A 12,787-nucleotide genomic window follows, 5' to 3' on the forward strand; every position below is an offset into this window, starting at 1 on the left:
AAACGCCATTGAATTAATTGATATTTTTACTTATTTAACCTAAATTTTTCAATACACCGCATTGATCAGCATTACACATACCATCGCAGGTTTTCCGAATTTCTAACAGTTGTTCGATAAGTTTTTGTTGTTTGCGGATGTTGTTTTGCACTTCTTTAATATGTGAATCAATGAGCTCATTAACTTCAGAACAATTTTGATTAGGAATGTCTTTGTAAGACAGTAATTTCTTAATCTCACTTAAATTCATATTTAGTGAACGGCAATTCACAATGAATTTAAGTCTATCAATATAGCTTTCAGAATACAGCCTATAATTCCCCTGATTTCTTTCAGGCTGAGGGATTAAACCTTCTTTTTCGTAGAACCTTATTGTTAATACTGAACAAGAAGTTTTTTCAGATAACTCACCTATTTTTAAAAACATGGTAATCAACTAAAACTAGCTTGACTCTATAGTAACTATAGGGATTTAAATATGCAATAAGTGAAGATATGACTATAGGCACGTCAATGAGTGGTTGCGGTTGTAATAAAGAAAGCGCTTTTGAAGAAACGGAGCAAAAATTAAAGACTTCTCAACAGGATGCTTGTAAAGCATCAGGTTCGGCGCCTGAAAAAAATAATAGTTCTTGTTGCGGAAGTGATACAGAGCAAGAGCTGGGTGGTAAAGAGAAGCTGTCTTGTGGCAGTACTAAGCCCTGTTCAAGTGGGACGAATTCACAATGTGGTTCAGATTCAAAAACAAATGCAGTAATGGCGGCTGAGAACGTAAGTAAAGTGACTTTTATTAGTGAATATCATATCCCGAAAATGGATTGTTCCGCAGAAGAACAAATGGTTCGGATGACACTATCATCACTCGCGAATATTGATAAGCTGATTTTTGATTTACCAAATAGAAGCCTTAAAGTTCGCCACAGCGGTGAAGTTAATGAAATTACTGCCAAACTAGAGAATCTCGGATTTGGAGCCAAATTAAATAAATCAGAGATTCTGGAAAGTCAACCGAGTGCGAAAGAAGTAAGTACCTATTCAATTCCAAAAATGGATTGTTCTGCTGAAGAGCAAATGGTAAGAATGACTCTTTCGCCTTTACAACAGATTAAGGGCTTAACCTTTGATTTATCACAAAGAAATTTAAAGGTTTATCATACAAACGGTATTAATGAAATTACCGAAAAGCTTGAGTCTTTAGGATTCGGTGCAGTACTTATTGAAACTGTAAGAACTACCGAGGATTTACCAGAAACACCTGATCCAGCTCAACAGACAAAAGTCTTAAAATTATTGTTGGCAATTAATGGTGTCCTTTTCTTTATTGAATTTATAAGTGGAATTATCGCTGCTTCAACAGGTCTTATTGCTGATTCCCTTGATATGTTTGCAGATGCGGCTGTATATGGCATTGCATTGTATGCAGTAGGAAAAGCAGCGAGGTATCAAGTAAAAGCGGCACACTTGGCTGGTTGGATACAACTTATATTGGCCTCAATCGTTATTGTAGATGTAGTTAGACGTTTTATGTTTGGTAGCGAACCTGAATCCAATATCATGATTATTATTGCTTTATGTGCACTCATTGCAAATGCTGCCTGTCTCTATTTACTGACAGGCCATAAAAATGGAGGCGCCCATATGAAAGCAAGTTGGATATTCACTGCAAATGATGTCATCGTGAATATGGGAGTAATTTTGGCAGGAATATTAGTCGCTTGGACTGGTTCAGCTTATCCAGATTTGATTATTGGTATCCTTGTTTCATTGTTTGTGCTGAATGGAGCACGAAAAATTTTGGCATTGAAATAAGGTATTGAAAATGAATTTATTTCAAGTAAAGCAAGCTCAAACTGTAAAAATTATTGAACTTAAAAAGGGTAATCATTATCCAGATAATAATGATCCTGTTCTAGAACGTTTGAAATTACTTGGCTTTAGAGTAGGTGAATCTTTACAAGTACTTGCCAAAGGACTTTTTGGTGGAGAGCCTATTCTAGTTCAAATTGAGACTTCCCGTTTTGCTTTAAGAAAAAATGAAGCTGAAAGAATTATTGTAGAGATTGCCAATGAACACTAAAAATATTGCACTTATTGGTAATCCCAATTGTGGTAAGACATCACTCTTTAACACACTTACAGGAACACGCCAAAAAGTTGCAAATTACGCAGGTGTAACTGTAGAGAGAAAAGAAGGCTTTTTTAAATTGCCTTCTGGCAATACAATTCGAGTGTTAGATTTGCCAGGGACTTACAGTTTAAAACCAAGTAGTTTAGATGAGGAAGTGACCAGAGCTGTATGTTTTGGAGAGTTAAAAGGTGAAGTAATACCTGACATTTTTGTATGTGTTGTTGATGCTACTAATCTACATCTCCATTTAAGTTTAGTGCTTGAGGTTAGAGCTCTTAATAGGCCAATGATTCTAGTTCTAAACATGATGGATGAGGTTAGAAAGCGCGGAATCTCAATTGATACATTAAAATTATCTGAACTCTTAGGAGTTCCTGTTGTTGAGGCAATAGCTGTCAAGACAAAAGGCATACAAGGTTTATTGACTGAATTAGATAAAAAGAATTTATTTGTCACGCCTTATCATTCAAATTTAAGTCATTTCGATCAAATTAAATACATTACACAACAAGTCATTTTGAAAAATGATAACGGTGATAAGCGAACAGCTTTCTTAGACAAAATATTTTTGCATCCTGTTTTTGGATTATTAATATTAGCCTTTACTATGTTCGTAATGTTTCAGGCTGTCTTTATTTGGGCACAGCCATTCATTTCTTTTGTTGAAGATTCGATTACATGGTTGGGAAGTTTTATAGGTTCCTTGATCCCTCAACCGTTATTAAGAAGTTTAGTTGTTGATGGAGTGATTGCAGGAGCAGGTAGTGTACTTGCTTATATGCCTCAGATTCTTATTCTATTTTTCTTTATATTAATTTTAGAGGAATCAGGATATTTACCTAGAGCAGCCTTTTTATTAGATAAATTAATGTCTAAAGCTGGGTTAAGTGGGCGTTCATTTATTCCATTACTTTCTAGTTTTGCTTGTGCTATTCCGGGCATTATGGCAACAAGAAGTATTAGCTCGGAAAGAGATCGTTTAGCAACAATTATGATTGCTCCCTTAATGACATGCTCTGCTCGACTACCTGTATACGCTTTATTAATTGCAGCTTTTATACCGAATAAGCTAATTTACGGTTGGCTCAGTTTACAAGGTCTGGTTTTGTTTGGACTGTACATGTCTGGTATCGTATCGGCTCTACTCGTTTCCTTATTTTTGAAATTAGTAAGAAAAGATAAAACAGAAAGTATTTTTATTTTTGAGTTACCAACCTACCGCCTTCCAGATGTTAGAAATGTTGCGTTAGGACTTTATGATAGAGCCACTATTTTCTTAAAAAGGGTTGGCGGAATTATTGTAGCATTATCTGTCTTATTATGGTTCTTGGTGACATTCCCTTTACCACCTGATAATCCAACTATGCCTCCGATTAATTATAGTATTGCAGGTCAGTTGGGGCATTTAATTCATCCAATATTTGCGCCGATCGGTTTCACTTGGGAAATCTGTATTGCCTTAATTCCTGCTATGGCTGCGCGTGAAGTAATCATCGCTGCTTTAGGGGTAATCTATGCTATGTCGGGTGATGAAGATACCGTTACGCAGACCCTTTTGTCGCAAATATCAGGCCCTGATGGATGGGGATTGGCAACGGGGATGTCTCTATTAGTCTGGTTTATCTTTGCACCTCATTGTTTAGCAACCTTGGCGACTATCAGAAGAGAAACTGGGAGTTGGAAGCAACCAACTATAATGGCAGTTTACCTTTTCTCTCTCGCATATTTATTCTCTTTCATAACGTATCAGCTTGTCAGCCGGTGGTGATGAATTAATTTAAGATAAAACAGTGATATTTATGTCACTGTTTTATTTAGTCTTTCCTGTTTTTAATAATTTTCTTAAGTCATACAGTTTTTGCGTATTATCTGTTGCCCTTTGTGATGGAATCTGCAAAACTAATAAAGCTTAAAATTTGGTCTATATCTATGCAGTGGTTAAAAACATGTCTATCGCTGTTTTTATCGTTTGCTATCCTGTTAGTAGGATCGGCCGCTGTTGCTTCGTCTGTACATAAACGATGTTTAATGCCATCTGAACAAATGCCACCCATGTTAATGGGAGCATCTCAAAATCAGCAGATGATGCATACGGATTGTATGAAAGTAGAAGTAAAGACCAAAAAAACTCTACACGACCCATCTTGTATGTCAGAACAAGATTGCATTATGTCCTTTAGCAAGCTTGTATATGGTCATGATGTTCAGAGTATTTTGTACTCAACTGTTTCCTTTCCTATAGAGCGCTCAGCTTTTTACTCTCCAGATCAAAATCTCCCTTCTCCATACCCTTCGGGTTTATGGAAGCCCCCACGCTCTAACTAATTTGATAGTCCTCTATCATTCATAGAATTTTCTATGGATGTTCTGCGCGTGCGCGTAATCATTTTAGAGCAAAAAATATGAATATTTATAAAGAAAAGCGATCTCTTAGTAAGAGATGGCCAATAGCTACGATCTGTTTCTGTCTGATCTATGGTCAGGCTTATGCTGAACCATTGACTTTGGATACAGCTTTAAAGCTTGCTGAGCAATATGCACCTAACCTAAGAGCAAGTAGTGCACGGATTGAAGGGGCTGAAAATATGGTTTCAGCTTCAGGTATTTTACCTAACCCTAAATTATTTGTGGGTTTAGATAATTACCCTGTATCGGGTGATGCAGCATGGTCAGTCACACGCGAAGGTATGACCATGCAGAAAATTGGGGTTATGCAGGATTTTCCAAACCGGGCTAAAAGGCAAGCAGAGGTCGAGTTAGCAAAAGCTGAATTAGGTTCTGCCAATGCCCAAACTGAGATTCTACGGATTGAACTACGTCAAAAAGTCGCATCTGCTTGGTTTAAGCGCTTTTATCTTGAACGTAAATTGGCCCTATACGATGAATTATTTGCTGAGAATCGATTACTTTCTGAAATTACGCAAACTCAAGTCACGTCTGGCCGGACAATGATTGCCGATGCACTTGAGCCAAGACAGCAGACTATCGTATTGCTTGACCAAAAGGATGATTTACTCCGTGATTTAAATAAGGCAAAACTTGAATTGCATCGGTTGATCAGTGCAGACCCTACTGAAAATCTCTCCCAGATTGAAGCCTTGCCTTCCCAACCACCTGTTATTCATCTCGACACTTCAAAGTTGTATGGTCATTTGCATCAACATCCTGAATTAAAAGCTTTTCAGGCAGAAAAGCAAACTGCCGAAGCAAAATTAAAGCAAGCTCAAGCTTTACAGAAACCAGATTGGGGTATTGAACTTGCTTATCAGCATCGGGCTCCAGAATTTGGCGATATGATTGGAGTACAACTAACCACTGAGCTTCCCGTATTTTCAAAAAGACGAAGTACACCACTCATCCAGGCCGCTTTAGCGGAACAAAACAGAATTACCGCTGATCAAGAAGCCCAGTACCGTGAACACCTTACCAAATTAGATGATGGGCTATCTGATCTTGAAGCGCTTAACCAGCAAATTAAGCGTGCAATTCAAACGGGTATTCCATTAGCCAAACAAAAAGTGAAATTACAGTTGGCAAGCTATCAAGCGGGGAAAACTAATTTATCCAATGTGATTGCTGTCCGACAAACTCTTTTGGAGCAACAGCTACGACTCATTGATCTTCAACAACAACAAGCGATTACAACAGCACAGCTTTTCTTTACCTTTGAAGAGCCGACCTTAAACCATATTGGGGAGCAGCCATAATGTTAAGGAATAAATTGACAGTTGCTATTATGGGAGTCGCCGCAATTAGTCTGGTTGCAGGTGGCGGTGCTGGATACTGGTTTGCCCATAAAAAAGAAGAATCTCAACCGTGGGTGGAAAGCCAAAAACAGGATAAAAAAGTTCTTTATTGGTACGATCCAATGAAGCCGGAACAGCATTTTGATAAACCCGGTAAGTCTCCATTTATGGATATGGAACTGGTACCTAAATATGCAGATGAAAATACAGGGATAAAAGATGATAGTCATTCTACAGTCAAGATTGATCCATCTATTCAACAAAATTTAGCCATTCGTTATGTCACAGTTGAACAAGCAGTCATTGGAAACGCCCTGTTAACTAATGGCATATTACAGGCCAATGAAAGGCAAGTCGCGATTTTACAAACCAGAGCAAATGGTTTTGTTCAACGGGTTTATGGACATGCCCCTGGTGATATGGTGAACCAAGGCAGCCCGATTGCAGATATTTCCATACCCGAATGGACAGGAGAACAAACCGAGTTTTTAGCTGTACTCCGAACTGGAGACCGTTCTCTGATTCAGGCAAGCCGACAACGTTTGCAGCTTTTAGGAATTCCGCAAACTGTGATTCGTCAGGTCGAACGTACTCATCGAGTGCAATCTAGTATGACTTTGTCTGCGCCTGTGAGTGGTTTTATTGACTCATTGGAAGTTCGTAATGGAATGACTTTAGCGATGGGACAAACCCTAGCCACGATTAAAGGGATTAACCCAATCTGGTTAGAAGCATCTGTCTCAGAAACACAAATTGCCGGTATAAAACGAGGGATGAGAGTCGAAGCAACTCTAGCTGCATACCCTCAAGCAGTGCTTGGTAAAGTAACAGATATTTTACCCACTTTAGATCCTACCAGTAGAACCATAAAGGTTCGTATTGAATTACCTAACAGTGATGGCCACCTCAAGCCAGGAATGTATGCCTCTGTCAGATTATCGAATCATCCCCAAAGCAGCTTAGTTGTGCCAGAACAAGCTGTTATACGCACAGGTACTCGAAATGTTGTCATTGTGGGACATGATCAAGGACGCTTTGAACCTGTTGTTGTACAGCTAGGGCAAAGCGATGGTAATAAGATTGCCATTCTACAAGGTTTGAAAGCTGGCCAGAAAGTGGTGATTTCAGGACAATTCCTCATTGATTCTGAAGCAAATTTACAAGGTGTAATGGATAAGCTAAATACTGGACAATCAATTACGTCATCTCAAAAAGTTAAGAACGCTATATATCAAAGTACCGGTAAAGTGGAAAAAATCACCACTCAAGAGATTACTATTTCACATCAGGCTATTCCTGAGCTGGGATGGGGAGCTATGACAATGGGCTTTAAACAGCCTGTACGACCATTTAGCCAGGTTCAGCAAGGTGATCAGGTCAGCTTTAGCTTTATACATGCTGGAAATGCTTACACTATTTCTGAGATTTCCAAAATATCTCAGGCCCCTATGAAGAACTAACGGGAGAACTATTATGATTGCCCGTATTATTCGTTTTTCAATTATAAATCGCATATTTGTCTTGTTAGCGGCTGTAGTTCTTGCGATTTGGGGAACTTGGGCTGTAAGGAATACTCCCGTTGATGCTTTGCCAGATCTGTCTGATGTGCAAGTAATTGTCAGAACTAATTTTCCAGGGCAGGCACCACAAATTGTTGAAAACCAGGTGACTTACCCTTTAACAACGACGATGTTATCGGTACCAGGTGTTAAAGCTGTACGTGGCTATTCTTTTTTTGGAGATTCATTTGTTTATGTCATTTTTGATGAACATACCGATCTCTACTGGGCACGATCTCGTGTATTGGAATATCTAAACCAGATTCAAGGGAAAATGCCTGCGAATGCAAAATCCTCCTTAGGACCAGATGCGACAGGTGTTGGTTGGGTTTATGAATATGCATTGGTTGACCAAACAGGAAAACATGATCTTTCCCAGTTGAGAAGTATACAAGACTGGTTTTTAAAGTATGAATTAAAAACATTACCCAATGTGGCTGAGGTTGCTTCTATTGGCGGGATGGTTAAGCAATATCAAGTTGTTTTAGACCCCAACAAAATGGCAACCTTTGGTATTACCCAAAACAATGTCATTGAAGCGATTCAAAAGGCCAATCAGGAAACTGGTGGTTCAGTACTGGAAATGGCTGAAACGGAATATATGGTACGTGCTTCCGGTTATTTAAAGACATTAGATGACTTTCGACAGATTCCACTACGAACAAATAGTTTTGGCATTCCGGTTACTTTAAATGATGTTGCGACCATTCAGCTTGGACCAGAAATGCGTCGAGGTATCAGTGAGCTGAATGGACAAGGTGAAACTGTTGGTGGTGTCGTGATTCTACGGGCAGGAAAAAATGCACGGGAAACGATTGCCGCTGTGAAAGAAAAACTTGCTGAATTACAAGTTAGCTTACCGAAAGGTGTGCAAGTTGTTCCGGTATATGATCGTAGTCAATTGATTGATCGGGCTGTAGAGAATCTCAGCCATAAATTGATTGAAGAATTCATTGTAGTAGCTTTAGTTTGTGGATTATTCCTCTGGCATTTACGTTCAGCAATGGTAGCCATTGTTTCTCTGCCTCTTGGGATTTTATCAGCTTTCTTGGTTATGCATTATCAGGGCTTAAATGCCAATATCATGTCTCTCGGTGGTATTGCTATTGCAATTGGTGCCATGGTTGATGCTGCGGTTGTGATGGTCGAAAATGCACATAAGCATATCGAGGCTTGGCAGCATGAATACCCTGATCAGGTATTAGATACTCAAGTTCGTTGGGACATTATTACACGCTCAGCGAGTGAGGTTGGTCCTGCATTATTTTTCTGCTTACTCATCATTACTTTATCCTTTATCCCTATTTTTACTTTGCAGGCACAAGAAGGACGTTTATTTTCACCATTGGCATTTACCAAAACCTACGCCATGGCAGCAGCAGCTGGTTTATCCATTACCTTGATTCCAGTCTTGATGGGTTATTGGATTCGAGGAAAATTACCCTCAGAACAGCATAATCCATTAAATCGATTTCTGATCAGAATATACCGTCCTATGTTGGACGTAGTATTAGCTCATCCAAAGATAACCCTGTTTGCTGCACTATTCATTTTTTTAGTAAGCCTTTTCCCCCTAACACGCTTAGGTGGAGAATTCTTACCTAATATGGATGAAGGTGATTTACTGTACATGCCATCAGCTTTACCGGGATTGTCCGCAGCTAAAGCTTCCGAACTGTTGCAGCAAACTGACCGGATGATTAAGACTGTACCTGAAGTTGCAACTGTATTTGGTAAGGCTGGAAGAGCTGAATCGGCGACTGATCCAGCACCACTGGAGATGTTTGAAACCACAATTCAGTTTAAACCGCGATCAGAGTGGCGTTCAGGGATGACACCTGACAAATTGATAAAAGAGCTGGATAAGGCTGTTCAAGTGCCAGGATTAACGAATATATGGGTACCACCGATTCGTAATCGGATTGATATGTTGGCAACAGGAGTTAAAAGCCCAATTGGTATTAAAATTTCAGCAAATGATCTGCAAAATATTGATCAGGTTGCACAGCAAGTTGAGAAAATAGCAAGAAAGGTGCCTGGCGTAAGCTCAGCCTTGGCAGAGCGACTCACTGGTGGGCGATATATTGATGTCGATATCAACCGGATACAAGCTGCACGATATGGTCTCAATATTGCAGATGTACAGCAAATTGTGTCTTCAGCGATAGGTGGGGAAAATATTGGGGAAACGGTTGAAGGATTAGCAAGATATCCAATTAACGTGCGTTATCCTCGAGAGATCCGAGACTCATTAGAGGCTTTAAGAAACTTACCGATTGTCACGGGCTCTGGCCAGCAAATTATCTTGAGTAGTGTTGCCAATATTCAAATTACAGATGGCCCTCCAATGCTGAAAAGTGAGAATGCCCGTCCAAGTGGTTGGGTCTATGTCGATGTACAAGGACGAGATTTAGCTTCAGTTGTTCGAGATCTAAAACAGGCTATTGATCAGCAGGTAAAACGAACAGTTGGTATGAGTATCAGTTATTCTGGCCAATTTGAGTTTATGGAAAGAGCAAATGCTCGCCTAAAAATAGTCATTCCAATTACTTTGATGATTATTTTTTTATTGCTCTATCTAATTTTTAGAGAAGTACAAGATGCAGTTCTGATTATGGCCACTCTTCCTTTTGCCCTTATCGGTGGTATATGGGCCATGTATTTCAGTGGTTATCATTTTTCTGTTGCAATTGCTGTTGGATTTATTGCACTAGCAGGCGTTGCCGCAGAGTTTGGCGTAGTTATGTTGTTTTATCTAAAGCAAGCGATCAAACATACACAGCAAAGTCTATCTTCTTCAGCAGCATCCTTATCGGAACAACAACTCAATGATGCGATTCGGTCCGGTGCCGTGCTACGTGTGCGTCCTAAAGCCATGACAGTAGCTGTCATTCTGGCAGGCTTATTTCCTATTCTTTTAGGAAATGGAACCGGCTCTGAACTCATGAGCCGTATAGCTTTACCTATGGTTGGGGGCATGATTTCAGCCCCCCTCTTATCTATGTTTGTTATCCCGGCTGCCTATCAGCTTTTAATCAAAAGGAAATTATCAAAACATTGATAGTTTCATTATTTAGTCTAAGAGGTTTTATTATGTTGAAATTTATGAAAATTGCAGTATTTGTTGGAACAGTAGCCGCGTTAAGTGCGTGTACTAAAAACGAAGCATCTGAGCAAAAGAAAGCGGAAGCACCTATGGAACAGATGAATAAAGAGTCATCTAAAGCGGTAACAGCCCAAGCCGTTGGGGTGATTACTGCTATTGATAAAAAAGGAAATATTTTAACACTCGAACATGAAGCAATTCCTGCGATTAAGTGGCCAGCAATGACTATGGGCTTTAAAGTTGCTGATCCTGCACTTCTAGAAGGTCTAACCATAGGACAACATGTAGAGTTTGAGCTAAAAGCTGAAGGTGAAAACTATATTATTGTTGCAGTTAAACCAAAAACGGCATAAATAAAAGTGTATTTTGGCCAATAGTATCTTCTGTTGATATGTGATTGATACTATTGGTTCCAACTATATGTTTCTAATTTTTAAAAGAAATTTTTTCTATACCTATTTTCCTCAAAGCATTTAATAGCGTTGATTCTCCTTCAGTTAATCCCTTTGTATTTGAATGCCGGAATAAGAATACTTGTGTGACGAGTAGACTCTGAAAAACTTCTTGAGGATATGAACCTTCGTAAAGCGGAAGTAAATACATCAAATCAGATATGAATTGTTCTAGATCTTTTTCTTGTTTCATTCGGAAAACTAATCCTGCATGTCCTCTTTCTTTTGTCAGATTTTCACCTTCTACAGTAGACGTATATGTTGCGGGCTGTATATCAAAAATATAAACAGGTTCTAATTGCGATACAGTTAATCTGATAATTAATGCTCCTCTTATCTGAGTTTTTAATGAATTTGCGTAGCACCAAGTCTTGTGAACCTGCACTTCCGACTCTGTAAAAAAACCGATCAGCATCGGGAGTTCGGAATAGTTAAATCCCTTTTCAAATGTGTAGTAGTGAACTTGTTGTATTAAATCTGGATTGAAATCCATGGCTTTTACACAAGCTTTCCATAATCCAATAATTCTGCCATCCTCGGAGGCCTGAAACTCTGTCGATTGATTTGTTGAAGGAACTATTTGGCCGTTTAATACTTCTGGTGAGTTGTCAGGAGCTCCAGTTCCTATAGTCTGTGTTTCTATATATTTCTTCTTTCTTTTTGGACGTTTAGTCTGTTTTACATATTTGTATTTACTTAATTCATTAGCTGGACCGCCATCAATCCATTCAAAGTCATCTTCTAAGAATTCATAATCAGAAGGCGGACGTCGACCGCCCTGATTTGTGGAAACATTAATATCACCGCTACCTAATTGAGGTAAAGGGGGATTAGGCTGGTTAGTGTCTGTAATGGTATTAATACGTTCAGTTGCTCTAGGTATTATTCTAATATGATCATTTTTTGGTGACTTCATTCCTCTGATTCTTGTCACAACAAATGTTTTTGTTCCCGCTAAGCGGAACCCTGACACTCGGATAGGTAAGGTCTCCGTATGCCAAGGGACAACTTTTGGATAGATATTGGCTTGTTTTAAATCAGAATTTCTAACGATACTACTATATAAGATACGTGTAGCATTCTTAGCGAGTTCAGTATATTTATAATATGCGACAAAGTCGGCATCCTGCCGGGTAATTCTATCGCCAAGTAGTACACTCCAAAGATCCTTTTCCCCTACGTGGGGAATATATAATCGAGATTCTCGTTCACTTTCATTATATGTAGTAAGTATTCGTATGAGCTCAGTTGATAAACCATATGCTCTAGTGAGAAATTCTAGACATGGTATTAAAAGCTCATCAAATTCAGGGTGGTTCACTTTGAAAGAAATACAATTTTTTCTCTCTTTCGTATCCACTATTTCACATTCTTCTCGATTTTTGAAAAAGTTAATTTTCTTCTTCTCATCCACATTCTCATAGATTTTTAAAAATTTAAATTCGAAATCAGTATGATTAATAACAAATTCATAGATATCCTGGTTTGCAAAATCTATTTTTCGTTGCTGATGCCAAATTGAATCAACTCGCCAAGATACAAGATCTGTAATGTTTGCTGTAATCTGGATAAAATTATCAGTGGGACGCAAATCTTCTAAAACTTCTCTGAATAAGACATGAACCTGTGGCTGATCTCCAGGCCTTTTTCCTTTTTCCATCCCTCCATACCACCAAACTTGTAAATATTTATCTTTATAGGGTTTAAGGATCTCCCATAATAGTTTTACTTTATTTTCATCAGAAGAGTTTTTATCTTGATCAGTAGAAGTATTAGTCATAAGGTCTATCCCATTT

At 38.7% G+C, this 12,787-nt stretch carries 10 protein-coding genes; 8 read left to right on the top strand and 2 right to left on the bottom strand.

Annotated features, from left to right (window positions below):
• Positions 1–34: 34 nt before the first annotated feature.
• Positions 35–427: a Cd(II)/Pb(II)-responsive transcriptional regulator gene (gene cadR, locus ABLC00_RS01190; RefSeq protein WP_033846908.1), complete on the bottom strand. Its 393-nt coding sequence runs from the start codon at positions 425–427 to the stop codon at positions 35–37.
• Between the two features lie 86 nt (positions 428–513).
• Here cadR and ABLC00_RS01195 point away from each other — a divergent pair, with 86 nt between their 5' ends.
• The 8 genes from ABLC00_RS01195 (at position 514) to ABLC00_RS01230 (ending at position 10,892) form a co-directional block, all read left to right on the top strand.
• A complete protein-coding gene (locus tag ABLC00_RS01195; protein ID WP_033846909.1) occupies positions 514–1,809 on the top strand; it encodes a cation transporter in 1,296 nt (431 codons plus the stop codon).
• Positions 1,810–1,819: 10 nt separating this feature from the next.
• Positions 1,820–2,077, top strand: a complete 258-nt coding sequence (locus tag ABLC00_RS01200) for a FeoA family protein (protein WP_033846910.1) — start codon at positions 1,820–1,822, stop codon at positions 2,075–2,077.
• Complete coding sequence (locus ABLC00_RS01205; protein ID WP_033846911.1) at positions 2,067–3,896, top strand: ferrous iron transporter B; 1,830 nt, start codon at positions 2,067–2,069, stop codon at positions 3,894–3,896. Before ABLC00_RS01200 ends, ABLC00_RS01205 begins: the two co-directional genes overlap by 11 nt.
• A 161-nt stretch (positions 3,897–4,057) precedes the next feature.
• Positions 4,058–4,453, top strand: a complete 396-nt coding sequence (locus tag ABLC00_RS01210) for a hypothetical protein (protein WP_033846944.1) — start codon at positions 4,058–4,060, stop codon at positions 4,451–4,453.
• Between the two features lie 77 nt (positions 4,454–4,530).
• Entirely contained in the window at positions 4,531–5,835 is a 1,305-nt protein-coding gene (locus tag ABLC00_RS01215) for a TolC family protein (RefSeq protein ID WP_033854514.1), read from the top strand.
• Complete coding sequence (locus tag ABLC00_RS01220; RefSeq protein WP_033846913.1) at positions 5,835–7,334, top strand: efflux RND transporter periplasmic adaptor subunit; 1,500 nt, start codon at positions 5,835–5,837, stop codon at positions 7,332–7,334. Before ABLC00_RS01215 ends, ABLC00_RS01220 begins: the two co-directional genes overlap by 1 nt.
• Positions 7,335–7,347: 13 nt before the next feature.
• Entirely contained in the window at positions 7,348–10,494 is a 3,147-nt protein-coding gene (locus tag ABLC00_RS01225; protein WP_044423601.1) for an efflux RND transporter permease subunit, read from the top strand.
• A gap of 32 nt (positions 10,495–10,526) precedes the next feature.
• Entirely contained in the window at positions 10,527–10,892 is a 366-nt protein-coding gene (locus ABLC00_RS01230; RefSeq protein WP_033846915.1) for a copper-binding protein, read from the top strand.
• Positions 10,893–10,965: 73 nt separating this feature from the next.
• Here the strand turns inward: ABLC00_RS01230 and ABLC00_RS01235 are convergent, their stop codons facing one another.
• Entirely contained in the window at positions 10,966–12,771 is a 1,806-nt protein-coding gene (locus ABLC00_RS01235) for a hypothetical protein (protein ID WP_033846916.1), read from the bottom strand.
• Positions 12,772–12,787: the final 16 nt, after the last annotated feature.

Origin of the sequence: Acinetobacter nosocomialis, from assembly GCF_041021905.1 — a bacterium.
GTDB lineage: Bacteria > Pseudomonadota > Gammaproteobacteria > Pseudomonadales > Moraxellaceae > Acinetobacter > Acinetobacter nosocomialis.